This is a genomic window from Streptomyces sp. CB02058 (assembly GCF_001905505.1).
Classification (GTDB): domain Bacteria; phylum Actinomycetota; class Actinomycetes; order Streptomycetales; family Streptomycetaceae; genus Streptomyces.
The window spans coordinates 1,234,390-1,260,470 of record NZ_LIPG01000002.1; the positions used below are offsets into that span (position 1 = coordinate 1,234,390).

Sequence of the window (26,081 nt, forward strand, 5' to 3'; positions counted from 1 at the left end):
CCTTAGGCTCGGGCGCATGCTGAAAGTGGGCCTGACCGGCGGGATCGGCGCCGGCAAGAGCGAAGTGTCACGGCTGCTCGCACGCTACGGAGCCGTACTGATCGACGCGGACCGGATCGCACGCGAGGTCGTGGAGCCCGGCACCCCCGGGCTCACCGCCGTCGTCGAGGCCTTCGGGCCCGGCATCCTCAACACCGACGGCTCCCTGGACCGCTCGGCGCTCGGCACGATCGTCTTCGCCGATCCCGCCCGCCTGGCCACGCTCAACGGCATCGTGCACCCGCTCGTGGGCGCCCGTTCCGCCGAGCTGGAGCGGGCCGCCGGACCCGGCGCGGTCGTCGTCCACGACGTCCCGCTGCTCACGGAGAACGGCCTCGCCCCCCTCTACGACCTGGTCGTGGTCGTGGACGCGGCCCCCGAAACCCAGCTCGACCGGCTCCTGAGGCTGCGCGGCATGACGGAGTCCGACGCCCGCGCCCGGATGGCGGTCCAGGCCACCCGCGAGGAGCGGCTGGCCGTCGCCGACCTCGTCGTCGACAACGACGGGCCCCTGGAGAACCTGGAACCGCAGGTCAGGAAGGTCTGGTCGGAGCTGACCGCCCGGGCCGCCGCCGGCTGACCCCGCGACCGGCCGGAATACGGCCACCCGGCCGGATGTTGAAGAGCGGAAGGCGAAGGGAAGGATACGGCCGTGCCCGAGAGGAACCCGGAAACACACGTCATCGACTTCCGTGCCGCGGAGCGACTGCTCGCCGCGCGGGATCCGCGCGGTGCGGTCAAGCTGCTCGACTCGGTGATCGCCGCCCACCCGGAGAACACGGCGGCCCGGCTGCTGCGCGCCCGGGCCTTCTTCGCCGCCGCCCAACTCCGTCCGGCCGAGCTCGAATTCGAGCTGGTCCTGGAGCGCGAGCCGGACAACGCCTTCGCCCACTTCGCCCTCGCCCGCACCTTCCAGCGCGCCGGCCGGCCGGAACAGGCCACCCGTCACTTCCGGCTGGCCGCCGCGCTCGACCCGAACCCCGAATACCTGCGGGCCGCCCGCTTCGACGACCGGCCGTGACGGGCGAGGCCCGGTCCAACCGGTCCTGACGGGCGCGGGCCCCGGCCTCTGGGCGGCTCGTACTGGCCCCAGTCGCGCCGGCCGGGCTCAGCGTCTGTCGTACGGGCCCCAGTCGCGCCGGCCGGGTTCGTACGGCGGGGCGTTCCGCCGTGGTGCGCCCTTGCCGGGTCCGTCCCTCTCGGGCTCGTACGGCGGGATGTTCCGGCCCGGCTGATAGCGCGGGCCCTGCCGGATGTGGCGCAGGACGAGGCAGAAGTCCGTGACGGTGATCGCCAGCAGTACACCGCAGGCCGTCGCCCAGCCCGGGCGCCCGGCCGCCACGAAGGCCGTCAGGCCGAACGCGGCCCAGATCATGCCCCATACACTCAGCGAGAGCCGAATCCGCAGGGGGCTGCGCGCGGTGGACGGTTCATTTCCGGTACGCATCACCATCGCCTCTTCTCCAGCATGAACCCGCGGCACGGCGTACGGAAACCGATGAGGACGACGGGGAGCGGACTGTGACGACGACGGGACGGGGATACGCGACGAGGGGCGCCCGGTCATGGGACGAGGGCACCGCCCGCCGGTCCAGGGTGCGGGGCGCGCTGCTGGGCGGGGCGATCGGGGACGCGCTGGGCAACCCGGTCGAGTTCCTCTCCCTCGACGGCATCCGCCGCGCCCACGGCGAGGCCGGGGTCCGCGGGCTCGTCGCCGATCAGGACGGGGCGGTCGGACGGGTCACGGACGACACACAGATGACGCTGTTCACGGTCGAAGGGCTGATCAGGGCCCACGCCAGGGCAGCCGCCAAGGGCGTCGGAGGAGCCGAGACCGAGATCGTCCGCAACGCCTATCTGCGCTGGCTCGACACCCAGAACCACCCCTTCCCGCCCGCGCCCGACGGGGACGGCCCCGTACGCACCGGGTGGCTCAGACACCAGCCCTGGCTGTACGCGCGCCGCGCGCCCGGCAACGCCTGCCTGACGGGCCTGGCGTCCGGGCAGGCCCCCGCGCCCGGTGCCCCGCTCGGACAGCCCGGCCCCGTCAATCCGCACTCCAAGGGCTGCGGCACGGTCATGAGGTCGGCCCCCTTCGGGCTGCTCGGCGAGGACGCGGCGACGGGCTTCGCCCTGGCCGCCAGGTGCGCGCTTATCACCCACGGCCACCCCACCGGGGCGTACGCCGCGGGTGCGCTGGCCGCGATCGTCACGTATCTGCTGGAGGGCGATTCACCGGCCGGTGCCGTGCTGCGCGCCATGGAGCTGCTGGGCCGCCACCACGGCCACGAGGAGACGACGGCCGCGCTGAGGGCGGCGGTCGACCTCGCCGCCGCGCCCGGCCGGCCGACGGCCGAACGGGCCGAGTCGCTCGGCGCGGGCTGGGTCGCCGAGGAGGCCCTCGCCATCGCCGTGTACTGCGCGCTCGCGCTGCCGGGGGCCGACGACGTGGCCGAGGCGCTGCTGCTCTCGGTCAACCACTCGGGCGACAGCGACTCCACCGGTTCGGTCTGCGGCAATCTGCTGGGCGCCCACCACGGGGACGTACGGCTGCCCGCCGCATGGCTCGCGGCCACGGAGGGGCGGTCCGTGATCGCCGAACTCGCCGACGACCTCTGCATGGAGTTCGAGCACCCGGTCGCATGGCCGGAAGGGCGCTACCCGCGGAACTGACGGGGAACGCCTCACCCCCGCCCGGGCGTTGCGCCGGTATGAGCCTGATACGTGAGGGACACACAGGGACGGGACCCGGCTCCATCACACCCGACGGCTGCGCGGTCGAGCTCTACGCGCGCCTGTCCGCCGACACCGAACCGGAGGTGATCGGGTCGGTCCTGCCACCCGGTGCGAGCGTCCTCGAACTGGGCTGCGGCGCGGGCCGGGTGACGCATCCGCTGGTCGAGCTCGGCTTCGCGGTGACCGCGGTGGACGAGTCGGCGCAGATGCTGGAGCGCGTCCGCGGAGCCCGCACGGTGCGGAGCCCGATCGAGGAGCTGGATCTCGGCGAGGAGCGGTTCGACGCGGTGGTGCTGGGGTCCTTCCTGGTGCACACGAGCGACCACCGGGTCAGGGAAGGGCTGCTCGGGGCCTGCCGCAGGCATGTGAAGGACGACGGGGTCGTGCTCATCCAGCGGGAGGGCGCCGACTACCACTCGAACCTGCCCCGGGAGCGGGAGGACCGGCAGGCGGGCTGCACCATACGCATCCTCTCGGCGGAGCCGCTGGGCGACGGAGTGGACGAGGTGCGCGCCGAGTACGTCTTCGAGGACGCCCGCTGGACCCAGACCTTCCGCTCCCGTGCGCTGTCCGCAGAGCGCTTCGAGGCGTATCTGGCGGAGGCCGGGCTCGCCGTCGACCGCTTTCTCACCCCGGACGGCGTCTGGGTGCTCGCGCGTCCCGGGAAGCCCTGAGAAGCAGGCGGATCCGAGGCCCGGAAGCGATGAGTTCCGGGGCCCCGCGCGGTCTTGGTCGTACAGGTGCCGGGAGGTGGCGCGGCGGAGGCCGCGCCCCCCTGGCGCCCGTCCCGGACGACGCCACGCGAGGAGACCTCCATGTCCGAAACAGCCGCTTCCACCGTTTCCCCCACCGCCGCGGGCCCGGCCGCACCGCGCCGCCGTACGGCAGCTGTCGCCCTGACCGGCGCCCGCGTCGCCCTCGCGCTGTTCCTCGGCTTCAGCGCGGTGGCCAAGCTCGTCGCCCATGAGTCCGCCGTGGAGTCCTTCGACCGGATGGGCTGGGGCAGCGGCGCGATGTACACGATCGGCGGCCTGGAGCTCGCCGGTGCGGTGGCCCTGCTGATCCCGCTGCTGGCCGGAGTGGCCGCGGTGGCCCTGGCCGGGCTGCTGGCGGGCGCGGCCGTCGTCCAGCTGACCCTGCTCGACCCTCCGAACGCCGTCATGCCGGCGCTGCTCATCGTGCTGGTCGTCCTGATCGCCCGCGAGCGGCGGGAGCGTACGGCGGAGCTGGCCGGACTGCTGCGCGGGCGGGGCCGGGCACCCCGCGCCGGTCAGTGGACGAACCGGTAGCTGCGCCAGGGCAGGCTGCGCGGGGAGTTGGAGTCGGTGAACGTGGTGGCTACGTAGGTGGTGCCGCCCCCTGTGCAGTCGACGGTGCGGTACAGGATCATGTCGATCAGGGTCTGGTTGGCGACCTTGTTCGCCCCGGCCGGAGCCATCCGGTGGCAGCCCTTCACCGAAGGGCTGTTCACGGTGATGACCTTCTCCCGCTCGGTGGTGTAGGAGACCGGCCCCACCGCGGTGCGCCCCAGGCCCGAACAGCCGGTGACGGCCAGGGTGAGCAGGGCCGCACCGGCGGCGATGCGGGTACGTCGGCGGAGAACGGTGGGGGGCGCGGTGACGGACATGGGCGGGGTCCTCGTCTGCTCGTCCGGCTCATCGGTACGTCACAGAGACGTGCTGGCGCTGGCCACCCTGCCCGTTCCCCCGGGTGCCGGCATCCGGTGTGCGGCCGGCCGGGGCCATGGACACCCGGACAGAGGTTCGAGAGTGGGCATATCGGGCATATCGTGGTAATAGAGGCATGGCGAGTGGATGCGGTGACGCATTCCCGGAGGCAGGGGGCCGTGATGGTCCAGGAGCTGGTGGTCGCGTTGGTGGCGGTGGTGTCGTGCTGCCTGTTGTACGCCCTGGCCGCGGCGCGGGTGGTCAAACAGTACGAGCGGGGCGTGGTGCTCCGGCTCGGCAGGCTGCACGACCAGGTGCGCGCCCCGGGCTTCACCATGATCGTCCCGGGTGTCGACCGGCTTCGTAAGGTCAACATGCAGATCGTGACGATGCCCGTCCCCGCCCAGGACGGCATCACGCGGGACAACGTGACGGTGCGTGTGGACGCCGTCATCTACTTCAAGGTCGTGGACCCGGCGAGCGCCGTGATCCAGGTGGAGGACTACCGGTTCGCGGTCTCCCAGATGGCGCAGACCTCCCTGCGGTCGATCATCGGCAAGAGCGATCTGGACGATCTGCTGTCCGACCGCGAGAAGCTCAACCAGGGCCTGGAGCTGATGATCGACAGCCCCGCCGTGGGCTGGGGCGTGCAGATCGACCGGGTGGAGATCAAGGACGTGTCGCTGCCGGAGACGATGAAGCGCTCGATGGCCCGGCAGGCCGAGGCCGACCGTGAGCGGCGCGCCCGGGTCATCAACGCGGACGCCGAGCTCCAGGCGTCGAAGAAGCTCGCCCAGGCGGCCGGCGAGATGTCGGCCCAGCCGGCCGCGCTCCAGCTGCGACTGCTGCAGACGGTGGTCGCGGTCGCGGCCGAGAAGAACTCGACACTGGTGCTGCCCTTCCCCGTGGAGCTGCTCCGCTTCCTCGAGCGTGCCCAGCAGGGGCCGCAGCCGGTCGCCGCGGGGGAGCCGCGGAGCGCGTCGGCCGAGCAGCGCGTGGTGGAGGAGCGTCCCGCTCCGGACGGGGCCGCGGTGGACGGGCCGGTCCCGGAGGAGTCCGTCGTGGAGGAGCCGGTCCCGGAGGAGTCCGTCGTGGAGGAGCCGGTCCCGGAGGAGTCCGTCCCGGAGCGGCCCGCTCCGCGCCGGGCGCAGACCGGGTCCGGTCCGGTGCCGGAGTTCGATCCGGACGGGCTGCCGGAGTTCGACCCCGAGCAGCTGTCCGACGGGTCCCACGCCAGGCCCCTCACCCGTCACTGACCCCCTTCGTAGCCCGTCCCACCTGTGGAAACACGGCCGGGGCGGGCGCTGTCACACCCCCCGCCTAGACTCACCAGGGCGGGGGGAGACGTTGACGGGACCGAGGCGGAAGGGGGCAGTGGCATGGCGCGGCAGACGCGGGACGAGGCCGGCGAGCGGCTGCTCCGGTGCGCCGCGGTGTTCCTGCCGGGCGCACTGCCCCAGGACGGCCGGATCGCCTTCTGGGACCCGGACGGGAGCGCCGGCCTCGGCGGCTCCGACACGGCGTTGCCCGGTGGGGCGCCGCCGGCCGCGGTCGAATCCGCGGGGGAGTCCGCGTACGCCCTGACCGGGCTCACGGTCGTCGGGCGCCAGGAGGCCGGCGCGGGCAGCACCGGCAGTACGGCCTCGGACGGCGTCCGCTCCCGCACGGTGCCCGCCGTGGTGCTTCCCGTCGAGGACGCGGTCCCGCTGCTCGCCCGCGCCCGGCACCGCGCCGCGGCCCACCCCGCGACCCGCGCCTGGGGTGCGGCGGCCGTGCACGCGCTGACCCTCGTCGCACGCGGAAGACTGCTGCCCGGGCTGACGGCCGACGACCACGACGCCTGGCGCGCGGGCCCGCGCGACGCGGAGGACATCGCGCATCTGAGAGCCGTCGCCGCCTCGATGCCGCCCGAGGGACACGCGGTCCCGCTCGACGGCACACCCCTGCGGGTTCCCGAACCCAGGGCGCTGATCGGCGCCTTCCTCGACGCAGTCGCCGACGTCCTTCCCCGCACGCCCGCCGCCGCCCACGCGATGGGGACGCCGTTCGCCGCCCGCGAGGCACAGCATCTGCCGGAGGCCCGTGCCTGGGCCGTCGAGGTGGCCGCAGGACTCGACGCCGGGGTGCGTGTGTCGCTCCGGCTCGACCTGTCGGCGTACGACCTCTTCGACAGCGGCGACGGCGACAGCACCGACACCGACGGCGACAGCACCGGAGACGGCGCGGAGGCCGCCGGGAGCGAGGACGTGCGGGCCGCTCCGTCCGCCGCGCGCCATGCCGCCGCCGCCATCACCCAGGTGCACAGCCTCGCCGACCCGACGTACGTCACCGACGCGGCCACCCTGTGGGCCGGCGGCGCGGGCGAGCCCTTCGGGCCCCGGGCCAGGATCGACGCCGTGCTCGCGCTGCGCCGCGCCGCCCGCGTCTGGCCGCCCCTGGAGCGCCTGCTGGAGCAGCCCGTCCCCGACGTCCTCGCCGTCACCGAGGACGAGCTCCACGAACTGATCGGCGAGGCGGGAGCGCGGCTCGCGGCGGCGGGGGTCGCCGTCCACTGGCCCCGGGAGCTCGCGCGCTCGCTCACGGCGGCGGCCGTCGTCCGGCCCGCGCCCGGTTCGGCCACCGACGGCACCTCGTTCTTCGACGCCGAGCAGCTCTTCGCGTTCAACTGGCAGCTCTCCCTCGGCGACGACCACCTCACCGAGGCGGAGATGGACACGCTCGCCGAGGCGCACCGCCCCGTGGTGCGTCTGCGTGACCAGTGGGTCGTCGTCGACCCGTCGCTCGTGCGCAAGGCGCGCAAGCGGGAGCTCGGCCTCCTGGACCCCGTGGACGCCCTCGCCGTCGCCCTGACCGGCGCCGCCGAGGTCGACGGCGAGCAGGTCGAGGCCGTGCCCGCCGGAGCCCTCGCCGCGCTCCGCGCGCGCATCCTGGACGAGGACGCCACCCTCCCCGCGCCGCCCGGCCTCGACGCCACCCTCCGCGACTACCAGCTCCGCGGCCTGGCCTGGCTGGACCGGATGACCTCCCTCGGCCTCGGCGGCTGTCTCGCCGACGACATGGGGCTGGGCAAGACGATCACGGTCATCGCGCTCCACCTGCACCGCGCCCACCCCGCCCCCACCCTCGTCGTCTGCCCCGCCTCCCTCCTCGGCAACTGGCACCGCGAGATCAACCGCTTCGCACCGGGCGTCCCCGTGCGCCGCTTCCACGGCACCGACCGCAGCCTCACGGGCGCGGACGGCGGCTTCGTCCTCACGACGTACGGCACGATGCGCTCCAGCGCGGAGCAGCTCGCCGCGCACACCTGGGGCCTGGTCGTCGCCGACGAGGCGCAGCACGTGAAGAATCCGCACTCCTCCACGGCCAGGGCCCTGCGCACCATCCCCGCCCCCGCGCGGGTCGCCCTGACCGGCACCCCCGTCGAGAACAACCTCTCCGAGCTCTGGGCGCTGCTCGACTGGACCACCCCCGGTCTGCTCGGCCCGCTCAAGGCGTTCCGCGCCCGGCACGCCCGGATCGTGGAGAACACCGGCACCGCCGCCGGCCTGGGCAACGAGGAGGCGGTCGAGCGGCTCTCCCGGCTGGTCCGCCCCTTCCTGCTGCGCCGCAAGAAGTCCGACCCCGGCATCGCGCCCGAGCTGCCGCCCAAGACCGAGACCGACCACCCCGTCTTCCTCACCCGCGAGCAGGCCACCCTCTACGAAGCCGCGGTCCGGGAGACCATGGCGTTCATCGAGCAGTCGGAGGGCATCGCGCGACGCGGGCTGATCATGAAGCTGCTGGGCTCGCTCAAGCAGATCTGCAACCACCCCGCGCAGTATCTGAAGGAGGAGCCGACCCGGCTGACCGGACGCTCCGGCAAGCTCGCCCTGCTCGACGAGCTCCTCGACACGATCCTGTCCGAGGACGGCTCCGTCCTGATCTTCACCCAGTACGTCTCGATGGCCCGGCTCCTCTCCGCCCACCTCGCCTCCCGCGCCGTCCCCTCCCAACTGCTGCACGGCGGCACGCCGGTGCCCGAGCGTGAGCGGATGGTGGACCGCTTCCAGTCCGGCGAGGTCCCCGTCTTCCTGCTCTCCCTCAAGGCGGCGGGCACGGGACTGAACCTCACCCGGGCCGCCCATGTCATCCACTACGACCGGTGGTGGAACCCCGCGGTCGAGGAGCAGGCCACCGACCGGGCGTACCGCATCGGTCAGACCCAGCCGGTCCAGGTGCACCGGCTGATCGCCGAAGGCACGGTCGAAGACCGGATCAGCGAACTCCTGGCCTCCAAGCGGGTCCTCGCCGACGCGGTGCTCGGGTCCGGCGAGGCCGCCCTGACCGAGCTCAGCGACCGTGACCTGGCCGACCTCGTCTCGCTCCGGAGGACGTCATGAGCCCCGGTGGGAGCCCCGCGGTCCGCCCCGGCCCCGACGATCTGCGGCGTACGTTCGAAGCGGTGCCCGCCCGGGCCACCGACGCCGACGGCCCCTTCGCCGACAGCTGGTGGGGCCGGGCCTGGGTGGACGCCCTGGAGTCCCTGTCGATGGACGAGGGACGCCTCGCCCGCGGCCGTTCGTACGCCGACGGCGGCCATGTCGCCGCGATCACCGTCACCCCCGGCCGGGTCATCGCCTACGTCCACGGAAGCCGCCCCCGCCCCTACCGCGCGGAGCTGCGCCTGCGTTCGTTCTCGGCCGCCGACTGGGACACCTTCCTGGACGCCGTGGCCGCCAGGCCGGGGCACCTGTCCGCCCTGCTCGACAAGGAGATGCCGCACTCCCTGGTGGACACGGCGGGCGAGACCGGCATCCGGCTGCTGCCCGCCGCCGGTGACCTGGACCCGGACTGCTCCTGCCCCGACCGGGGCTGGCCCTGCAAGCACGTGGCCGCCCTCTGCTACCAGACGGCCCGGCTCCTGGACAGCGACCCGTTCGTCCTGCTGCTGATGCGCGGCCGGGGCGAGCGCGAACTCCTCGACGAGCTCGGCCGCCGCAACGCGGAGCACTCCGCACGCGAGCGCCCGGAGACCCCCGCCATGCCGTCGGTCCCGGCCGCCGAGGCCCTCGCCGACCGCTTCCTGCCACCGCTGCCCCCGCCACTGCCGGTGCCGCCCCATCCCGGCGAGCCCCCGTCCTACCCCGAACTGCCCGGCGCCCGTGACCCGCTGGGCCTCGACCACCTCGCCACGGACGCGGCGGCCCGGGCCCACACGATGCTCACCACCGGAGAGGACCCGCTCGCAGGGCTCAGCACCTGGCAGGACGCCGTCCGGATCGCCGCGTCCCGCCCCACCGCAGGCCTCACCGCCACGACCAGGGCCCTCTACCGCGAACTGGCCTTCGCCACCGGCCGCACCACCACCGACCTGGCCCGCGCCGTCGCGGCCTGGAGACAGGGCGGCGCGGAGGGCCTCGACGTCCTGGAGAACCCGTGGGACCCGCCGGCCGGTCCCTTCGACCGGGCCCGCCCCGCACTCGCCGCCGCCGACTTCCCGCGCTTCCAGCCCTGGCGCAACCACCTCACCAACGCCAGGGGCACCCTGCAGCTCCGCTTCGGCCACGACAGCCGGTGGTACGGCTACGAGTCCGATCCGGGCGAGGACGACTGGTGGCCCAGAGCCGCACCGGACCCGGACCCGGTCGCCGCGCTCGCCGGCCTGCGGAGCTGACGCTGCTCGGTCCGCGGAGGCCCGACACCGGCGGCGGTCCCGCGGCAGGGGAGCCGCGCGGCGGCGCCGGTGAGGCGCCGCCAGGTCCGCTCCGTCCGTCGGTGCCCCGATGACGCCGCGGCGGTCCGTCCAGCGGCTCAGAAGTCGGCGAGGGTGCGCTCGTCCAGCCGGGCCACCGAGTCCTGGGCGTAGGCCTTCTCGTACGCGGTGCGGATCCGTTCGACCTGCGGGTCCCGCAGACGGGCCTCCGACGCCGGGTACAGCAGGATGAGTTCGTACGAACGCTCCCGCTCGATCACCCCGTTGGAGTCGCGCCACTGCCCCCGGCCCTCCTGGACCGTCAGACCGCTGGGGAAGCTCGGGGTGACCTCGCGGTCGATGAACGACCGGAACTGCGCGCCCGTCACAGCGGTCCCGCCGTCGGGCCGTTCGGTGCCGAAGAAGAGACGGGTCTCGACGTAGGCGGTGCCGCGCGCGGCGGGGGCCGCGGCGCTCCGGGGCGCGGTGTCGCCCAGGGTGGCGTACGCGAGGGGCGTACCGGCGCCGAGTACGGCGCAGGCGGCGACGGCGGCCATGACCGCGGTGCGCCGCCCGGAACGCTCGGGACGTGGATCGGTCTCTGTGCGCGGACGCGGCACTGCGGTCTCCCGGGTACGGGTCGGACGAGGTCGGCGCCCACCGTGGCACGCGAGCCCCGCGCCCGCGTGCCGGGACATCCGGATCACGCCCGGACCACCCGTAAGGGGGAGCGGCTACGCCTGCGCAGGGGCGGGCAGGGACACCCCGCGGCCCGCGAAGAACCGCTCGAAAACGGGCATGGGGAGAGCGGCCGTACGCGTGTGGGCCGTCGTCCCGGACGGGTTGTGGAAGTGCACGCCGTCCGCCGTACGCGAGGTCACCAGCACCAGATGGCCACCGCGCCCCGGAGCCGGCCGGTCCGGGTGCCGGATTCCGTAGTGCACGGAGGCCATCACCGTCCTGCCCCCGTCCAGCAGATCCAGGATCCTGTCGGGGGTGAGCTCCCGGTGGACGACCGCGTCGAGGCCGTGGACCTCGGCGGCGTACCGGGCGAAGGGGGCGTAGACCAGGCCCTTGATGTCCCCGTCGGCGTCCTCGGTGTACGCGTCGTACGCCAACGCCCCGTCCCGCAGCGCGAACAGGGTCGGCGCACCGGCCCCGAGCGCCATGCGCAGGCAGGTCATCCCGCACAGATGGCCCGCCCAGCGCGCGTACTCCGCCGGTGACGCCGCACCCGAGTCCGCCCAGCCGGGGTCCTCGGCCGGATCGAGACCGCCCTCCACGATCGCCCCCACCAGATCCGGCGAGGCGAACTGCGTGTGCGCGGGGAAACGGCAGGACGGGCAGGTCACTGGCGGTATCCGTTCAGGAAGCGGCCGATGCGGCTGATCGCGGCGTCCAGGTCGTCGGCGTGCGGGAGGGTGAGGATGCGGAAGTGGTCCGGGCGCGGCCAGTTGAAGCCGGTGCCCTGCACCACCTGGATCTTCTCCCGCAGCAGCAGGTCCAGGACGAAGCGCTCGTCGTCGACGATGGCATGGACCTTCGGATCGATGCGCGGGAAGGCGTACAGCGCGCCCTTCGGCTTCACGCACGACACCCCGGGGATCTCGTTCAGCCGCTCCCACGCACGGTTGCGCTGCTCGTGGAGCCTGCCGCCCGGGGCGGTGAGCTGGTGGATCGACTGCCGGCCGCCGAGCGCCGCCTGGATCGCGTACTGCGCCGGGGCGTTGGGGCACAGCCGCATGGAGGCGAGCATGGTGAGACCCTCCAGGTAGCTGCGGGCGTGCTGCCGCGGACCGGACACCACCATCCAGCCGGAGCGGAAACCGGCGACCCGGTAGGTCTTGGAGAGCCCGCTGAAGGTCAGGCAGAGCAGATCCGGCGCCAGGACGCCCACGCTGTGGTGCTCCGCGTCGTCGTACAGGATCTGGTCGTAGATCTCGTCGGCGAACACCATCAGGCCGTGCCTGCGCGCCAGGTCGAGCATGCCGTCCAGGACCTCGCGGGAGTAGACGGCGCCCGTCGGGTTGTTCGGGTTGATGATCACCATGGCGCGGGTGCGGTCGGTGATCTTCGAGGCCATGTCGGCGAGGTCGGGGTTCCAGTCCGCCCCCTCGTCGCACACGTAGTGCACGGCCTTCCCGCCCGCGAGCGTGGTCACGGCGGTCCACAGCGGATAGTCGGGGCTCGGGATCAGGATCTCGTCGCCGTCCTCCAGAAGCCCCTGCACGGCCATGGAGATCAGCTCGGACACCCCGTTGCCGAGGAAGATGTCGTCCACGCCGACATCGGTCATCCCCATCGCCTGATAGCGCTGCGCCACGGCACGGCGGGCGGACAGGATGCCGCGCGAATCGGTGTAGCCATGGGCCTGGGGGAGCATCCGGATCATGTCCTGGACGATCTCCTCCGGCGCCTCGAAGCCGAAGAGCGCCGGATTGCCCGTGTTGAGGCGGAGCACGCTGTGGCCCGCCTCCTCCAGGGCGTTCGCCTGCTCGATGACCGGGCCCCGGATCTCGTAACAGACCTCGTTGAGCTTGCTGGACTGCCGGAACTCCATGCGGTGCCTCCCCGACCCCGAATTGCGATACTTGGTTTTACCAAGCTCGGGCTTGGAAAGTCCAACAACATGTCTAGACTGCGTCGCATGCCACGTCAGCAGCAGCCCGCACGCCCAGCCCGCCGCCGGAGCTACGACCAGTTCTGCGCCACCGCCCGTGCCCTCGACTCCGTCGGCGACCGGTGGACGCTGCTGATCGTCCGTGAACTGCTGGCAGGCCCCCGCCGCTACACGGACCTGCTCGCCGATCTGCCCGGTGTCAGCACCGATGTGCTGGCCTCCCGGCTGAAGGACATGGAGCAGGGCGGCCTGGCCGTGCGGCGCCGGCTCCCGCCTCCCGCCGCCGCCTCGGTCTACGAACTGACCGAGCACGGAAGGGGGTTGCTCCCGGTCCTCACCGCGCTCGCGGGCTGGGGCGCGCCCGCACTCGACGAGCGCCGCCCCACGGACGCGGTCAGGGCCCACTGGTTCGCGCTGCCGCTGCTGCGCGCCCTGGACGGCCTCACCCACGCGGGGGTGGTCGAAGTCCGGCTGGCCGAGGGCGAGTTCCATATGCGTACGGGGGCGGAGGCTGCCGGGGGAGAGGCGTACGGATACGGTCCGGCGGATCGCCCCGACGCGTGCCTCGTGCTCGGTACGGACGTCGCCCTCGCGCTCGGGCGCGGTGAATGCACTCTGGCCGAGGCGGTCGGGGACGGCCGGGCGGAGGTGCTCGGCGAGGGGCCGCTCGCCGAGGAACTCCGTGGCGGCCAACAGTCGCATCAGTGACTCCGGGCGGTCAACTCGCCGGTAGCGTAGGGACTTTCATCGGTCCCCGGTGCTGAGGGAGTCCTTCATGAGGTTCGGCGGCATGGTCGGTGTCAAGGGCGGCGGGAGCGCGGAGGGCGTCAGGCGCTCCGCGGACGGGCGCGTGGCGAGGAAGCGGGGGGCGCTGCGCAACGCCGCGCTGGTGGGGGTCTGCGTCGCGGCGCTCGGCCTGGTGCCCGCGGCGGCGGTCGCCACACCGGGCAGCGGGGTGAGCGGCACCGTCGTCGCCGAGGGCACCTCCGGGTCCAAGCTCAAGATCAAGCCCCCGAACGGCCCTACGGATGTCACCTTCCGGGAGATAACCGTGCAGCCCGGCGGCTCCACCGGCTGGCACACCCACCGCGGGCAGCTGATCGTCGTCGTCAAGGCGGGGACGCTCACCCGGACCCTGGACGACTGCTCGGTCGAGGTGACGCCCGCGGGAACGTCCTTCATCGAACCGGCCGGGGCCTCCCACCAGCACATCGGCCGCAACCTCGGGACGGAACCCGTGGTGCTGTGGGTGACCTATCTACTCCCGGAGGGCAGCGAACTCTCCTACGACGCCGACGCGGTGGACTGCCCGGCGGAGAAGTAGAGCGGCACCCGGGTCAGTTGGCGGGCGTCTCGCCGTACGCACCGAAGCCCGCCACGACCAGGCCGTCGCGGAAGGTCAGCACCTCACTCACCCTGCCGCCGATCTGGTTGAGATAGTCGATCACCAGCGCGTCGACGCTCGCCCGGACGTCCATCACCTCGAACCTCAGGTCCGGGATCCGCTCCAGGCCGGCCGTCCAGTACGCGCGCAGGGCCTCCTTGCCGTGCACGGTCCCGGCGCTGTCGCCCGTCAGCCGGGCGATCATGGGCGAACTGAAGGTGACGTCCTCGTGGTAGTGCGCCAGGACGCGGTCCAGGTCGTGGGAGTTCCAGTCGTCCTGCCACTGGGCGGCGAACCGGCGGGCGAAGTCGAGATCCATACGATCATCATGGCGCAGAGCGATGATGGATGCGTGCAACTTGAACCCATCACCTGGGAACGGCTCGCCCGCGCCCTCGCCGTCCACGCCGACGGACTCGAACCGGCCGACGGCGGGTCCTGGCTGCGGATCGGCGTCGACGGCGCTCCCGCCGCCCGGCCCGAAGAGCCGGCCGGGCGGCTCGCCGAGGCGCTGCGGAGCCGTGGTCGGCCCGTACTCACGGTCTCCACCAGCGGCTTCCTGCGCCCGGCCAGCCTGCGGTACGAGTACGGCAAGGAGGACCCGGACTCCTACGCCGACAGCTGGTTCGACACCGGGGCGCTGTGGCGCGAGGTCTTCCGCCCGCTGGAGGCCGGCGGAAACGGACGGGTCCTGCCCGATCTCTGGAACCCCGTGACGGACCGGGCGACCCGCAGCCCTTATGAGGAACTGCCCGAGGGCGGGGTGCTGATCCTGCACGGCCCGCTGCTCCTCGGGCACTGGTTCCCGTTCGACGTGAGCGTCCATCTGAGCCTCTCGCCCGGCGCGCTCCGGCGGCGCACGGAGGAGGGGGAGCGGTGGACACTGCCCGCCTTCGCGCGTTACGAGGACGAGGTCGCGCCCGCCGAACGCGCGGACGTGGTGGTCCGGGCCGACGACCCGCACCACCCCGCCTGGACGGGACTCGGAGCGTAGGTCTCGTCCGGATCATGCTGGTGACTGGTGACTGGTGACTGGTGACTGGTGACTGGTGACTGGTGACTGGTGACTGGTCCGGTCTGACCTGCATGGTCCGCCTGACCTGCCTGGTCCGGGCCGGATGCCCCCTCGCTCAGGCCGGACGCCCCCTCGCTCGGGCCGGGTGCCCGTGCTCGGGCCGAGTGTTCGTCGCTCGGCCTGAACGCCCCTCGCTCAGGCCGGACGCCCCCCGACCGTCGCGACCGCCTCCGCCCCCGCCCGGCAGCCCGCCGCGGCGGCCGAGGCGTCGTCGGCCCCGGCGATGAGCGCCGCGAGGAAGCCGCCGGTGAAGGCGTCCCCCGCGCCCGTCGAGTCGACCCGGGCGCGGATCGCCGCCGCCGGCACGCGCGTGGTCACCGTGCCTCCCGCCGCCAGCAGCACGCCCCGGTCCCCGAGCGTGACCGCGACCCGGCCGACATGGCGGCTCAGCTTGACCGCCGCGTCGGCGGGCTCCGGAAGCCCGGTCAGCTCGCGTGCCTCGTCGGCGTTGGGCAGCAGCAGGTCCACGCCTTCCACCAGGTCCAGGAACGCCCCGGCGCCCAGCCCGGCGAGGAAACCGGCCGACGCCGGGTCCACGCTCACCGGGACGCCCCGCCGCCGTGCTTCGCGCAGCGCGAGAGCGGCCGCGGCCCGGCTCGTCTCGGCGAAGAGGAGATAGCCGGACAGATGGAGCCTGGCGACGCCGTCGAGCAGCGAGGGCGACCAGTCGCCGGGGGAGAGACGCAGGACCGCTCCGCTGTCGGTGAGGAAGGTGCGCTCGGCCGACGGGTCGACGAGCGCCACCACCGTGCCGGTCGGCACCTCCTCGTCCACGGCCAGCAGCGGACGCACCCCCGCGCGGCGCAGCGCGTCCCTGTGCCAGTCGGCGGAGTCGGCCCCCGCCCGGGCGAGCAGCCGCACGTCCCGGCAGCCCGAACGCACCGCCCAGCACGCCGCGTTGGCCCCCGCCCCGCCCGGCAGCGTGGTGATCCGCGCCGGGGTGTCCGTGCCGTGGAGCGGCGCGGAGCCGTGCCGGACGACCACATCCGTGACCACCTCCCCGACGACGAGCAGGGCGCCCCCGCTCACCGCGCCGCCGCCACGGCGATCCGCGCCGCCAGCGCCACGTTTCCGCGTACTGCGGCGAGATTGGCCTCCAGGGACGCGCCCCCGGTCTCCCGCATCAGGTACTCCAGGAGGAACGGGGTGACGGCCTGCCCGGTGATCCCGCGCTCCCGGCAGGCCTCCAGGGCCCCGGCGAGCACCCGGTCGTGCACGGCGGGGTCCAACTGCTCCTCCTCCGGAACCGGGTTGGCCACGATCAGCGCCGCGGGCGGGCCCCCGAGCTCCTCCCGGGCCCGCATCACGTCGGCGACCTCCTGCGGCGTACGCACGGTCCAGTCGACCGGCTCGCCCGAACTGCTCAGATAGAAGCCCGGGAAGAACTCCGTGCCGTAACCGAGCACCCCGACGCCGAGCGTCTCCAGGCGCTGGAGCGTGGCGGGCACGTCCAGGATCGACTTCACGCCCGCGCACACCACCGTGATCCCGGTCCGGGCGAGTAGCCGCAGGTCGGCGGACTCGTCCTGTGTCAGCGCCCACTCGCGGTGTACGCCGCCGAGCCCGCCGGTCGCGAAGACGCCGAGCCCCGCCCGCGCCGCGAGGAAGGCGGTCGCGGAGACGGTGGTCGCCCCGCTCGCCTTCCGGGCGAGGGCGGGCGCGAGGTCGCGGTGACCCAGCTTCCGCACGGCGGGGTCCTCGGCGATCCGCTCCAACTGGCCCGGTGACAGGCCCACATGGGCCCGGCCGTCCAGCACGGCGACGGTGGCGGGCACGGCGCCCGCCTTCCGTACGGTCTCCTCCAGCTCCTGGGCGACCTGGAGATTGCGGGGACGCGGCAGACCGTGCGCGATGATCGTCGACTCCAGAGCGACGACGGGCCGCCGCTCACCGAGGGCCTCCCGCACCTCCTCGGAGAGCACGGACGCGTGGTGGCCGGTTTCCTGTGAGGGGAGTGCTGGATTCTGAGGCATGCCCCATCCCTGTCGCAGCCGCCGTGGCCGCAAACCAGAGCTCCCGGAGTCTTTCGCCGGGACCGGCCGGAGCCCTTCGGGCACCCTCGGACCGGGGGCCCTCAGAACAGGGGCTGCGGAAGTATCCCCTCCAGTGCCAGCAGCCGCCGCTTCGTCTCCAGTCCGCCGCCGAACCCGCCGAGGCCCCCGCCGCTCTCCACCACCCGGTGGCACGGCACCACCACCGGGAGGGGGTTGGAACCCATCGCCGCCCCCACGGCCTGGGCACCGCCCGGCTGGCCGACCCGGGCCGCCAGGTCCCCGTAGCCCACGACCGTCCCGTACGGCACGCCCGCGGCCAGCTCCTGGAGCACCTCGCGGTTGAAGCCGGAGGTCAGCGACCAGTCGAGGTCGAGCGAGAACTCCCTCAGCTCTCCGTCGAAATACGCCGCGAGCTGGCGGACGGGCCCGGCCAGCAGCGCGGAACCGGGGGACTCCACCGGCTCCGCGCCCAGTCGTGTCCGCAGCTGTCCGAGCGCCTTCTCCCGGACGCCGGGGCGCGCGTGGAAGACCACGGTCACCAGGCCGGCGCGGGTCGCGGCGAGCAGCAGCGGGCCGATGCCGCTCGGCACCACGGACCACTCCACGACCTGCTCGTTGCTCTCCATGCGACCACCGTACGGCCGGCCACCGACAACGCCCCGATGCCGCAGGTCAGCGGGTGGCGTCCCGCACCACGTCCGGGTTGTTCGTGATGATGCCGTCCACGCCGAAGCCGGCCACCTCCGCCGCCTTCGCCGCGTCGTTCACCGTCCAGGTGTTCACCCGCAGCGGCTTGCCGTGGGCGCCCTTCAGCTTCTGCACCGCGGCGACGTAGTCGGCACCGATCGAGGTGTACGACGGATTGATCTGGTCGGTGAACGCCGCGTAGGAGGGCAGATCGGCCACCGCCGGGGTGCCGAGGAAGCCCGTGACGACGTCCGGACGCTGCGCGTGGACAGTTTTCACACTCTCTGCACCGAAGCTCTGGATGACCAGCCGCTGCTTGACGTGGGAGCGGTCGAGCCACCCCTCCTCGCGCAGGACGCGCAGGGTCTCCTTCTCGATCCCCGGGTAGATCTCCGGGCTCTTGATCTCCAGGAGCAGCTTCTGGCGGTTGCGCTCGACGCGGTGCAGATACTGCTCCAGCGTCGGCACCCGGGCCCCCTTGAAACCGGCGCCGAACCAGCTGCCCGCGTCAAGCTTCGCGATCTCCGCGGCGGTGAAGTCCTTGACCCCCCAGGGGGCGCGGTCGGGGTAGACCTCCTCGGCGTCGGTGGTCCTGTTCAGGGTGGTGTCGTGCACGACGACCAGCACACCGTCCTTGGTGAGCTGCACGTCGTTCTCCACCCACGCGATGCCCAGATCGTCGGCCGCGTCCACGGCCGCCAGGGTGTTCTCCGGGGCGTACGCGGAGGCACCGCGGTGGGCGTAGACGACCGGGCTGTCCTGGCTGCCCGTGGCCTGCGCCTGGGTGGCGGGCAGCAGGACGCAGGTGCCGAGCAGGGCGGTGACGGCGGCGGACGTGGTGGCTGTGCGTACGGACACGTGTACTCCTCGCATCGGGATGGCGACATGCAGAGACTCTCAGCCGTTACCCAACGGACGGCAGGACGATGGTGGCCATGATGTGAACGGATTGTCGGGTGCCGGATCCCGGGCCCCTCCAGAAGCGGATAAAATGCCGTTCTTACGTTTGCTTGCCGGGCCTTGCCCTTTAGGGTCACCCCCGAACCCGGGCCACCGCGAAGGGCGTACCAGCATGCAGGGCACAGTTGACGGATTCACCTACGGCCTCGTCACGCCGGTCACGGCGTTCGTCATGGCCTGCCTCGGCGCGGCTCTGGGTCTTCGCTGCACCAACCGCTCCCTGCGCACCCGCGGCTCGTCCAGGGCGGGCTGGCTGGCCCTCGGGGCGACCTCCATCGGCTCGGGCATCTGGACGATGCACTTCATCGCGATGCTGGGCTTCAGCGTCCGTGAGGCGCCGGTCAGCTACGACAGGCCCCTCACCTTCGCCAGCCTCGCCGTGGCGATCCTGATGGTCGGGATCGGCATCTTCCTCGTCGGCTACCGGGGCGCCACCCGCATGGCGCTGGTCACGGGCGGGACGATTACCGGCCTCGGTGTCGCCTCCATGCACTACCTCGGCATGGCCGGCATGACCTTCGACGGAGTGTTCGAATACGACACGCTCACCGTCTCGCTCTCCGTCGTCATCGCCGTGGTGGCGGCGACGGCGGCCCTGTGGGCGACCGTCTCCATCCACGGCTTCCTGCCCAGCCTCGGCGCGAGCGTGGTCATGGGCGTGGCGGTGAGCGGGATGCACTACACGGGAATGGCCGCGCTCCGGGTGCACCTGCACGCCGACGCCGTGCCGGTCCCGCCCGGCGAGGCCCCCACCTCGCTGCTCCTGCCGATGATGATCGGGCCGGGCTGCTTCCTGCTGCTCGCCGCGGTGGTCGTGATGATCGACCCGCTGGTGGTGTCGGGTGCTCCCGCGGGCCCGGTGCGGCAGCGCGGCCTCACCGTGCGGCGTGGCGGGCAGATGGCCGCCATCCCGGTCCAGCACGGGCGCAGGCCGTACGCGACGGCCGCCCGCAAGGAGTACCGGCAGCAGCGGAACCGCTGACCCCCGGCCGTTGTCAGTGGTGGGTCGTACGGTGGTTGCATGCGGCCAGTTTCGAAGATCGAACGTTCGGTGGCGCCTTTCGAGGTCGTCAGTCCCTACCAGCCAAGCGGTGACCAGCCCGCGGCCATCGCCGAGCTGGACCGGCGCATCCGCGCCGGTGAGAAGGACGTCGTCCTGCTCGGCGCGACCGGCACCGGAAAGTCGGCGACGACCGCCTGGATGATCGAGAAGCTGCAGCGCCCGACCCTGGTGATGGCACCGAACAAGACCCTCGCCGCCCAGCTGGCCAACGAGTTCCGCGAGCTCCTCCCGAACAACGCCGTGGAGTACTTCGTCTCGTACTACGACTACTACCAGCCCGAGGCGTACGTCCCGCAGTCGGACACCTACATCGAGAAGGACTCCTCGATCAACGAGGAGGTCGAGCGGCTGCGGCACTCCGCGACGAACTCGCTGCTCACCCGGCGCGACGTCGTCGTGGTCGCCTCCGTCTCCTGCATCTACGGCCTGGGCACCCCGCAGGAGTACGTCGACCGGATGGTCCAGCTCAAGGTCGGCGACGAGATCGACCGCGACCAGCTGCTGCGCCGCTTCGTCGAGATCCAGTACACCCGCAACGACCTGGCGTTCACCCGAGGCACCTTCCGGGTGCGGGGCGACACCATCGAGATCTTCCCGGTGTACGAGGAGCTCGCCGTCCGCATCGAGATGTTCGGTGACGAGATCGAGGCGCTCTCCACGCTCCACCCGCTCACCGGCGAGGTGATCAGCGAGGACGCCTCGCTCCACGTCTTCCCCGCCAGCCACTACGTCGCGGGACCCGAGCGCATGGAGAAGGCGGTCAGCGGCATCGAGCAGGAGCTGGGGGAGCGCCTCGCCGAGCTGGAGAAGCAGGGCAAGATGCTGGAGGCCCAGCGGCTGCGGATGCGCACGACCTACGACATCGAGATGCTCCGTCAGATCGGCACCTGCTCCGGCGTCGAGAACTACTCGATGCACTTCGACGGCCGCTCGCCCGGCACCGCCCCCAACACCCTCCTCGACTACTTCCCCGAGGACTTCCTCCTCGTCCTGGACGAGTCGCACGTCACCGTCCCGCAGATCGGCGCGATGTACGAGGGCGACGCCTCCCGCAAGCGCACACTCGTCGACCACGGCTTCCGGCTGCCCTCCGCCCTGGACAACCGCCCGCTGAAGTGGGAGGAGTTCCTGGGCCGGATCGGCCAGACGGTCTACCTCTCGGCCACCCCCGGGAAGTACGAGATGTCCCGGGGCGACGGTTACGTCGAGCAGATCATCCGCCCCACCGGGCTCGTCGACCCGGAGGTCGTCGTCAAGCCGACCGAGGGCCAGATCGACGACCTGGTGCACGAGATCCGCAAGCGGACCGAGAAGGACGAGCGCGTCCTGGTCACCACCCTCACCAAGAAGATGTCCGAGGACCTCACGGACTACTTCCTGGAGCTCGGCATCCAGGTCCGCTACCTCCACAGCGACGTCGACACCCTGCGCCGTATCGAGCTGCTGCGCGAGCTGCGCTCCGGTGAATTCGACGTCCTGGTCGGCATCAACCTGCTGCGTGAGGGCCTCGACCTCCCCGAGGTGTCGCTCGTGGCCATCCTCGACGCGGACAAGCAGGGCTTCCTGCGTTCGGGCACCTCGCTCATCCAGACCATCGGCCGTGCCGCCCGTAACGTCTCCGGGCAGGTCCACATGTACGCCGACAAGGTCACCCCCGCGATGGCCCAGGCGATCGACGAGACCAACCGCCGCCGCGAGAAGCAGATCGCCTACAACACCGAGCGGGGCGTCGATCCGCAGCCGCTCCGCAAGAAGATCAACGACATCGTGGCGTCGATCGCCCGCGAGGAGGTCGACACCGAGCAGCTCCTCGGCACGGGCTACCGGCAGGCAAAGGGAGCCAAGGCCCCGGTGCCCACGCTCGGCACGCAGACGGCGCCGGGAGCCAAGACGAAGGGCAAAAAGGGCGAAGCCCCGGTGGTCACCGACCGGCCCGCCACGGAGCTCGCGGGGATCATCGAGGAGATGACGGACCGGATGCGCGCGGCCGCCGCCGACCTGCAGTTCGAGGTCGCCGCGCGACTCCGTGACGAGGTGGGGGAGCTGAAGAAGGAGCTGCGTCAGATGAGGGAGGCGGGACTCGCCTGACCGGTGGGGCGCGCAGTGTTGCAGGACCGACACAAAAACGGCCCATCACTCCTTCCCGCCCCCGGGGACTGCGTAGGGTGCGGGGAAACCGCACACCGACGGTTGCGGGGCAAGCGGAGAGGGGACAGCGCGTGACGGTCAACATGACCAAGGGCCAGGCCATCAGCCTGCAGAAGAGCGACGGGGGGACCCTGACCGCGGTACGGATGGGGCTCGGCTGGCAGGCGGCCCCGCGCCGCGGGCTTTTCGGCTCGCGCACCCGGGAGATCGACCTGGACGCCTCGGCGGTTCTCTTCGCCGACAAGCAGCCCGTGGACGTCGTGTTCTTCCGCCACCTCGTCAGTGACGACGGCTCGGTCAAGCACACCGGCGACAACCTCGTCGGCGGCGCGGGCTCGGGCGGGGACGACGAGGCGATCCTGGTCGACCTGCAGCGGGTTCCGGTCCACATCGACCAGATCGTCTTCACGGTGAACTCGTTCACCGGCCAGACGTTCCAGGAGGTGCAGAACGCCTTCTGCCGCATCGTCGACGAGACCAACGGCCAGGAGCTCGCCCGCTACACGCTGGACGGCGGCGGCCAGTACACGGCGCAGATCATGGCGAAGGTGCACCGCTCGGGCAACGGATGGCAGATGACCGCCCTGGGCAACCCGGCCAACGGCCGCACCTTCCAGGACCTGATGCCGGCGATCCTGCCGCACCTGTAGACAAGGCGGCGCCACGGGCCCGACCCGGCCCGCAGATCCGTACGAGCAGCTCCCGGAGGCACCCGCCGCCGGGAGCTGCGCCCATGGCAGGGCACCACACCGAACGTCGAGGGGACAGGGCATGACGGCCGAGCTGGTCCGGGGGCAGAACCACACCTTGCCCCAGACACGTCTGGAGATCAGGGTGTCGGCGGGCTCTCCCGTCGTGGCCGGGGCCACGCTCGGGGACGAGCGGGGCACGGTCCGCGGAGCCGAGTGGATCGCCCATCCCGGCTCGCCCCGGCTGCCCGGGCTGGAGGTCTCCCGGCAGGCGGCGGCCGACCACCGGCTGGCCGTGGACCTGGACGCCCTGCCCGACGCGGTGCACCGCGTCACGGTGCTCCTCGCCCTGCCCACCGGGCCCGGACGGCCTGGCAGGTTCGGCGCGGTCGCCGCGCCGTTCGTCGCGGTCACCGGACTCGACGGCACCGAGATCGCCACGTTCACGCTCACCGGCCTGGACACCGAGTCCGCCGTGTCCGCCCTGGAGCTCTACCGCCGCCAGGGCGTCTGGAAGGTCCGCGCCGTCGGCCAGGGGTACTCCGCGGGGCTCGCCGAGATGCTCGCCGACCAGGGCGTGGCACAGGCGGCCGAGCTGGCCGCCTCTATACAGGAGGCCGTGGCCTCGGGGCTCGCCCGCTCCGTGGCGCCCCCGCCGCCGCCCCGCACCGAAGGGGAGCGGGTCCGGCACTCAGCGGGCCCCACGACGTCCACAGGCGGAGGACAGCCGCCCGCCCCGGCGTCCGCCCCCCAACCGCTGGGCGACGGCACACCGCCGCCCCCGCCCCCGGCCACCGCGCCCGGCGGACCCATCGACTACGCGCACCCCAGGCGCCAGACCTCGGCGCCGCCCCCTCCGCCTCCCACGGCCCCGCCCGCCGAGCCGGGGCAGCCCGCGCGGCCCGTCGCCGGTGACGCCACGGGCTGGTCCATGGACGAGCGGCTGTACAACCAGATCTGGGGCATGTTCGAGGACCTCGCGCGCGCCGTCGCCGCCTACCGCAGCGCCGTCGACTTCGCCGACTCCCGGATGGACCAGGAGCTCGACCGGGCCCTCTCCGACCCGCGCAGCCGCATCGGAGGCGCGGGCGACCGGGTCCGTGAGGAGGCCAGGGCCAAGCGCGACGAGCTGACAGGCCGGGCGCGCGAGGCGCTCGACCGCGACCTCGCCCAGCTGGCCGCCGAGTCCGCCGTCGTCGAGCCGGCCCTCCCCGCCTCCTACGCGGGATGGGACAACCCCGTCTGGCACGCCTACCGCGTCCCGATGGAGATCCCGATGGCCCTGCGCATCGGAGACCTCCATCTGCCCGAGCGCACCGACCTGCGCATCCCGCTGCTCGTGCGGCTGCCCCTGGAGCGGGGGATCTGGGTCGACAGCGGCCGTACGGCCTCCGAGGCGGCCGCCGCGACGCACGGGGACCAGCTGCGCAGGCTGGCCATGGAGACGGCGGTCGCGCTGGCCGCGAGGCTGCTGGCGGTCTATCCCGCGAACGAGTTCTCGGTGCACGTCATCGACCCGGCCGGCTCGGCCGCCGCAGCGCTCTCCCCCCTGGTGAGCTCCGGGGCCCTCGCCGCCCCGCCCGCCGCGGGGGCCGCAGGCGTGTCCACGGTCCTGGCCCGGCTGACCCGCCGCGTCGACCTGGTGCAGATGGCGATCCGGGCCGGCGCCGCGGACTCGCTGCCGCCGGACCTCGACACGGGCGAGCAGCTGCTGATCGTCAACGACTTCCCGCACGGCTTCGACGACCGGGCCGTCACCCAGTTGCGGTATCTGGCCGACGAGGGTCCCTCCGTGGGCGTACACCTGCTGATGGTGGCCGACCGCGAGGACGCGAGCGCCTACGGCCCGGTCCTCGACCCGCTGTGGCGGTCCCTCCTGCGGATCACCCCCGTCGCCGACGACCACCTCGCCGACCCCTGGGTGGGTCAGGCCTGGACGTACGAGCCCCTGAGGGCACCGCAGGGCAGCCGGGTCCTGGAGCAGGTCCTCGCCCTGGTGGCCGCGGCCCGGCGGGCCGGCTACCGCTGAGCGAGCGCGACGACGGGTCAGATGCCTGCCGCATAGCCTCCGAACAGGCATTTTGATCACGCCTTGGTGATGACTTTACTGTTTCTTGGTGCTTCGGGTACTGTTCTTGGTGCGGAGGGGAGTACTCCCGATCGCGGCGTTCCCGTCAGTACGGACTGTGACCGGTCCCGGGGCGTCGGCCCGGCGCGCATCCCGCGCTCCCGGGTGGAAGAGACCTCCGGCAGCGACGACGCTGATCTATAGCCGTAGCGAACTGCCGGAGGCGCAGTGGACGTTTCATGGACTGTCTGGGTGCTGACCATTCTCGGTCTCATCGCCCTTATCGCCGTCGACTTCTTCATCGGGCGCAAGCCCCATGACGTCTCGACCAAGGAAGCCGGAATCTGGACCATCGTCTGGATCGCACTGGCCGGCCTCTTCGGGCTCGGCCTGCTGCTGTTCGGCGAGAGCCAGGCATCGGGCGAGTTCTTCGCCGGATTCATCACCGAGAAGTCGCTCAGTGTCGACAACCTCTTCGTCTTCATCCTGATCATGGCGAAGTTCTCGGTGCCCTCGCACCTGCAGCAGAGGGTTCTGCTCGTCGGTGTGCTGATCGCCCTGGTGCTGCGTGCGATCTTCATCGCCGCCGGTGCCGCGGTCATCGCCAACTTCTCGTGGATCTTCTACATCTTCGGCGCGTTCCTGATCTTCACCGCCTGGAAGCTCATCCAGGAGGCGCGGGCCGACGAGGACGAGGACGACTGGGAGGAGAACCGCCTCCTCAAGTCGATCGAGCACCGCTTCGGTGTCGCCGACCGTTACCACGGAACCAAGCTCTTCATCCAGAACAACGGCAAGCGCGTCATGACCCCCCTGATGGTGGTCATGCTCGCCATCGGCACCACCGACATCCTGTTCGCGCTGGACTCGATCCCGGCGATCTTCGGCCTGACCCAGGACCCGTACATCGTCTTCACCGCCAACGCCTTCGCCCTGATGGGTCTGCGTCAGCTGTACTTCCTCATCGGCGGTCTGCTGAAGAAGCTGGTCCACCTCAGCTACGGGCTCTCGGTGATCCTCGGGTTCATCGGCGTCAAGCTGGTGCTGCACGCGCTGCACGAGTCCGGGGTGCACGTCCCGGAGATCACCATCGCGTTCTCCCTCTCCTTCATCTGCGCCGTCCTGGTGGTCACCACGATCACGAGCCTCATCGCCAACAAGAAGACAGCGGAGGCGGAAGCCGCGGCGAAGGGCGAGCAGAACGACGACAGCGAGAACGTCGGCGCGGAGAAGTAGCGCAGGACCGACACACCGACGGCCGGGGCCCCAGGAGGGGGCAC

26 protein-coding genes are annotated in these 26,081 nt (G+C 72.4%); 16 read left to right on the forward strand and 10 right to left on the reverse strand.

The features are described 5' to 3' along the window. Nucleotides 1-16: 16 nt before the first annotated feature. Complete coding sequence (coaE, locus tag AMK10_RS12755) at nucleotides 17-619, forward strand: dephospho-CoA kinase (protein ID WP_073747786.1); 603 nt, start codon at nucleotides 17-19, stop codon at nucleotides 617-619. A gap of 72 nt (nucleotides 620-691) precedes the next feature. Continuing rightward, nucleotides 692-1,060 (forward strand): tetratricopeptide repeat protein, encoded by a 369-nt coding sequence (locus AMK10_RS12760; protein ID WP_073747787.1) that lies wholly within the window; start codon nucleotides 692-694, stop codon nucleotides 1,058-1,060. A gap of 87 nt (nucleotides 1,061-1,147) precedes the next feature. Here the strand turns inward: AMK10_RS12760 and AMK10_RS12765 are convergent, their stop codons facing one another. Further along, entirely contained in the window at nucleotides 1,148-1,606 is a 459-nt protein-coding gene (locus AMK10_RS12765; RefSeq protein WP_443333121.1) for a DUF6343 family protein, read from the reverse strand. Between AMK10_RS12765 and AMK10_RS12770 the strand changes: the two genes are divergently transcribed. From AMK10_RS12770 to AMK10_RS12780, 3 genes are all read left to right on the forward strand, one after another. Beyond that, nucleotides 1,561-2,712, forward strand: a complete 1,152-nt coding sequence (locus AMK10_RS12770) for an ADP-ribosylglycohydrolase family protein (RefSeq protein WP_073747788.1) — start codon at nucleotides 1,561-1,563, stop codon at nucleotides 2,710-2,712. The genes AMK10_RS12765 and AMK10_RS12770 overlap by 46 nt on opposite strands. A gap of 38 nt (nucleotides 2,713-2,750) precedes the next feature. After that, nucleotides 2,751-3,449 carry a class I SAM-dependent methyltransferase gene (locus AMK10_RS12775; protein WP_073747789.1) on the forward strand — a complete coding sequence of 233 codons (699 nt, stop codon included), beginning with the start codon at nucleotides 2,751-2,753 and terminating at the stop codon, nucleotides 3,447-3,449. A 141-nt stretch (nucleotides 3,450-3,590) separates the two neighbouring features. Further along, entirely contained in the window at nucleotides 3,591-4,064 is a 474-nt protein-coding gene (locus AMK10_RS12780) for a DoxX family protein (protein ID WP_073747790.1), read from the forward strand. On the opposite strand, the gene AMK10_RS12785 is transcribed toward AMK10_RS12780, so the two are convergent. After that, nucleotides 4,046-4,402 carry a hypothetical protein gene (locus AMK10_RS12785; RefSeq protein WP_073747791.1) on the reverse strand — a complete coding sequence of 119 codons (357 nt, stop codon included), beginning with the start codon at nucleotides 4,400-4,402 and terminating at the stop codon, nucleotides 4,046-4,048. The two genes, AMK10_RS12780 and AMK10_RS12785, sit on opposite strands and share 19 nt — an antisense overlap. A gap of 222 nt (nucleotides 4,403-4,624) precedes the next feature. Between AMK10_RS12785 and AMK10_RS12790 the strand changes: the two genes are divergently transcribed. From AMK10_RS12790 to AMK10_RS12800, 3 genes are all read left to right on the forward strand, one after another. Further along, entirely contained in the window at nucleotides 4,625-5,698 is a 1,074-nt protein-coding gene (locus AMK10_RS12790; RefSeq protein WP_107428406.1) for a slipin family protein, read from the forward strand. A 123-nt stretch (nucleotides 5,699-5,821) separates the two neighbouring features. Next, the gene (locus AMK10_RS12795; RefSeq protein ID WP_073747792.1) at nucleotides 5,822-8,821 is read left to right on the forward strand and encodes a DEAD/DEAH box helicase; all 3,000 of its coding nucleotides are present in this window, start codon (nucleotides 5,822-5,824) and stop codon (nucleotides 8,819-8,821) included. Continuing rightward, a complete protein-coding gene (locus AMK10_RS12800; RefSeq protein WP_073747793.1) occupies nucleotides 8,818-10,095 on the forward strand; it encodes an SWIM zinc finger family protein in 1,278 nt (425 codons plus the stop codon). Before AMK10_RS12795 ends, AMK10_RS12800 begins: the two co-directional genes overlap by 4 nt. A 137-nt stretch (nucleotides 10,096-10,232) precedes the next feature. Here the strand turns inward: AMK10_RS12800 and AMK10_RS12805 are convergent, their stop codons facing one another. From AMK10_RS12805 to AMK10_RS12815, 3 genes are all read right to left on the reverse strand, one after another. Next, nucleotides 10,233-10,733 carry a DUF3574 domain-containing protein gene (locus tag AMK10_RS12805; RefSeq protein WP_073747794.1) on the reverse strand — a complete coding sequence of 167 codons (501 nt, stop codon included), beginning with the start codon at nucleotides 10,731-10,733 and terminating at the stop codon, nucleotides 10,233-10,235. A 114-nt stretch (nucleotides 10,734-10,847) separates the two neighbouring features. Beyond that, nucleotides 10,848-11,465, reverse strand: coding sequence for a peptidase (locus AMK10_RS12810; RefSeq protein WP_073747795.1), 618 nt, complete (start codon nucleotides 11,463-11,465; stop codon nucleotides 10,848-10,850). Next, nucleotides 11,462-12,673, reverse strand: a complete 1,212-nt coding sequence (locus tag AMK10_RS12815) for a pyridoxal phosphate-dependent aminotransferase (RefSeq protein WP_073747796.1) — start codon at nucleotides 12,671-12,673, stop codon at nucleotides 11,462-11,464. The genes AMK10_RS12810 and AMK10_RS12815 overlap by 4 nt, the downstream gene beginning before the upstream one ends. A gap of 87 nt (nucleotides 12,674-12,760) precedes the next feature. On the opposite strand from AMK10_RS12815, the gene AMK10_RS12820 reads away from it, so the two are divergent. Then, nucleotides 12,761-13,441, forward strand: coding sequence for a winged helix-turn-helix transcriptional regulator (locus tag AMK10_RS12820; RefSeq protein ID WP_241839523.1), 681 nt, complete (start codon nucleotides 12,761-12,763; stop codon nucleotides 13,439-13,441). A 67-nt stretch (nucleotides 13,442-13,508) separates the two neighbouring features. Continuing rightward, nucleotides 13,509-14,057 (forward strand): cupin domain-containing protein, encoded by a 549-nt coding sequence (locus AMK10_RS12825; protein WP_079180674.1) that lies wholly within the window; start codon nucleotides 13,509-13,511, stop codon nucleotides 14,055-14,057. A gap of 13 nt (nucleotides 14,058-14,070) precedes the next feature. Here AMK10_RS12825 and AMK10_RS12830 read toward each other — a convergent pair whose 3' ends face one another. Next, a complete protein-coding gene (locus AMK10_RS12830; RefSeq protein ID WP_073747798.1) occupies nucleotides 14,071-14,436 on the reverse strand; it encodes a nuclear transport factor 2 family protein in 366 nt (121 codons plus the stop codon). Nucleotides 14,437-14,469: 33 nt separating this feature from the next. Here AMK10_RS12830 and AMK10_RS12835 point away from each other — a divergent pair, with 33 nt between their 5' ends. Further along, nucleotides 14,470-15,111: a uridine kinase gene (locus AMK10_RS12835; protein ID WP_073747799.1), complete on the forward strand. Its 642-nt coding sequence runs from the start codon at nucleotides 14,470-14,472 to the stop codon at nucleotides 15,109-15,111. Between the two features lie 216 nt (nucleotides 15,112-15,327). On the opposite strand, the gene AMK10_RS12840 is transcribed toward AMK10_RS12835, so the two are convergent. From AMK10_RS12840 to AMK10_RS12855, 4 genes are all read right to left on the reverse strand, one after another. Then, the gene (locus AMK10_RS12840; protein ID WP_073747800.1) at nucleotides 15,328-16,221 is read right to left on the reverse strand and encodes a carbohydrate kinase family protein; all 894 of its coding nucleotides are present in this window, start codon (nucleotides 16,219-16,221) and stop codon (nucleotides 15,328-15,330) included. Next, a complete protein-coding gene (locus tag AMK10_RS12845) occupies nucleotides 16,218-17,165 on the reverse strand; it encodes a pseudouridine-5'-phosphate glycosidase (protein WP_073747801.1) in 948 nt (315 codons plus the stop codon). The genes AMK10_RS12840 and AMK10_RS12845 overlap by 4 nt, the downstream gene beginning before the upstream one ends. Nucleotides 17,166-17,266: 101 nt before the next feature. Continuing rightward, nucleotides 17,267-17,812 carry a methylated-DNA--[protein]-cysteine S-methyltransferase gene (locus AMK10_RS12850; RefSeq protein WP_073747802.1) on the reverse strand — a complete coding sequence of 182 codons (546 nt, stop codon included), beginning with the start codon at nucleotides 17,810-17,812 and terminating at the stop codon, nucleotides 17,267-17,269. Between the two features lie 46 nt (nucleotides 17,813-17,858). Next, the gene (locus AMK10_RS12855) at nucleotides 17,859-18,731 is read right to left on the reverse strand and encodes a glycerophosphodiester phosphodiesterase (RefSeq protein WP_073747803.1); all 873 of its coding nucleotides are present in this window, start codon (nucleotides 18,729-18,731) and stop codon (nucleotides 17,859-17,861) included. A gap of 214 nt (nucleotides 18,732-18,945) precedes the next feature. Here AMK10_RS12855 and AMK10_RS12860 point away from each other — a divergent pair, with 214 nt between their 5' ends. The 5 genes from AMK10_RS12860 to AMK10_RS12880 all read left to right on the forward strand — a co-directional run bounded on the left by AMK10_RS12860 (nucleotide 18,946) and on the right by AMK10_RS12880 (nucleotide 26,037). Further along, nucleotides 18,946-19,815, forward strand: a complete 870-nt coding sequence (locus AMK10_RS12860; RefSeq protein WP_073747804.1) for an MHYT domain-containing protein — start codon at nucleotides 18,946-18,948, stop codon at nucleotides 19,813-19,815. A 39-nt stretch (nucleotides 19,816-19,854) separates the two neighbouring features. Further along, nucleotides 19,855-21,984: an excinuclease ABC subunit UvrB gene (gene uvrB / locus AMK10_RS12865; RefSeq protein WP_073747805.1), complete on the forward strand. Its 2,130-nt coding sequence runs from the start codon at nucleotides 19,855-19,857 to the stop codon at nucleotides 21,982-21,984. Between the two features lie 131 nt (nucleotides 21,985-22,115). Beyond that, nucleotides 22,116-22,694 carry a TerD family protein gene (locus tag AMK10_RS12870; RefSeq protein WP_073747806.1) on the forward strand — a complete coding sequence of 193 codons (579 nt, stop codon included), beginning with the start codon at nucleotides 22,116-22,118 and terminating at the stop codon, nucleotides 22,692-22,694. A gap of 121 nt (nucleotides 22,695-22,815) precedes the next feature. Further along, the gene (locus tag AMK10_RS12875; RefSeq protein ID WP_073747807.1) at nucleotides 22,816-24,762 is read left to right on the forward strand and encodes a TerD family protein; all 1,947 of its coding nucleotides are present in this window, start codon (nucleotides 22,816-22,818) and stop codon (nucleotides 24,760-24,762) included. A gap of 267 nt (nucleotides 24,763-25,029) precedes the next feature. Next, complete coding sequence (locus AMK10_RS12880; RefSeq protein ID WP_073747808.1) at nucleotides 25,030-26,037, forward strand: TerC family protein; 1,008 nt, start codon at nucleotides 25,030-25,032, stop codon at nucleotides 26,035-26,037. Nucleotides 26,038-26,081 lie beyond the last annotated feature (44 nt).

Bases quoted from the DNA above. Each gene is read 5' to 3' on its own strand.
- coaE (WP_073747786.1), top strand. From the start codon at position 17: ATGCTGAAAGTGGGCCTGACCGGCGGGATCGGCGCCGGCAAGAGCGAA.
- AMK10_RS12765 (WP_443333121.1), bottom strand. From the start codon at position 1,606: ATGACCGGGCGCCCCTCGTCGCGTATCCCCGTCCCGTCGTCGTCACAG.
- AMK10_RS12775 (WP_073747789.1), top strand. From the start codon at position 2,751: ATGAGCCTGATACGTGAGGGACACACAGGGACGGGACCCGGCTCCATC.
- AMK10_RS12780 (WP_073747790.1), top strand. From the start codon at position 3,591: ATGTCCGAAACAGCCGCTTCCACCGTTTCCCCCACCGCCGCGGGCCCG.
- AMK10_RS12785 (WP_073747791.1), bottom strand. From the start codon at position 4,402: ATGTCCGTCACCGCGCCCCCCACCGTTCTCCGCCGACGTACCCGCATC.
- AMK10_RS12790 (WP_107428406.1), top strand. From the start codon at position 4,625: ATGGTCCAGGAGCTGGTGGTCGCGTTGGTGGCGGTGGTGTCGTGCTGC.
- AMK10_RS12795 (WP_073747792.1), top strand. From the start codon at position 5,822: ATGGCGCGGCAGACGCGGGACGAGGCCGGCGAGCGGCTGCTCCGGTGC.
- AMK10_RS12800 (WP_073747793.1), top strand. From the start codon at position 8,818: ATGAGCCCCGGTGGGAGCCCCGCGGTCCGCCCCGGCCCCGACGATCTG.
- AMK10_RS12815 (WP_073747796.1), bottom strand. From the start codon at position 12,673: ATGGAGTTCCGGCAGTCCAGCAAGCTCAACGAGGTCTGTTACGAGATC.
- AMK10_RS12820 (WP_241839523.1), top strand. From the start codon at position 12,761: ATGCCACGTCAGCAGCAGCCCGCACGCCCAGCCCGCCGCCGGAGCTAC.
- AMK10_RS12825 (WP_079180674.1), top strand. From the start codon at position 13,509: ATGAGGTTCGGCGGCATGGTCGGTGTCAAGGGCGGCGGGAGCGCGGAG.
- AMK10_RS12830 (WP_073747798.1), bottom strand. From the start codon at position 14,436: ATGGATCTCGACTTCGCCCGCCGGTTCGCCGCCCAGTGGCAGGACGAC.
- AMK10_RS12845 (WP_073747801.1), bottom strand. From the start codon at position 17,165: ATGCCTCAGAATCCAGCACTCCCCTCACAGGAAACCGGCCACCACGCG.
- AMK10_RS12850 (WP_073747802.1), bottom strand. From the start codon at position 17,812: ATGGAGAGCAACGAGCAGGTCGTGGAGTGGTCCGTGGTGCCGAGCGGC.
- AMK10_RS12860 (WP_073747804.1), top strand. From the start codon at position 18,946: ATGCAGGGCACAGTTGACGGATTCACCTACGGCCTCGTCACGCCGGTC.
- uvrB (WP_073747805.1), top strand. From the start codon at position 19,855: ATGCGGCCAGTTTCGAAGATCGAACGTTCGGTGGCGCCTTTCGAGGTC.
- AMK10_RS12875 (WP_073747807.1), top strand. From the start codon at position 22,816: ATGACGGCCGAGCTGGTCCGGGGGCAGAACCACACCTTGCCCCAGACA.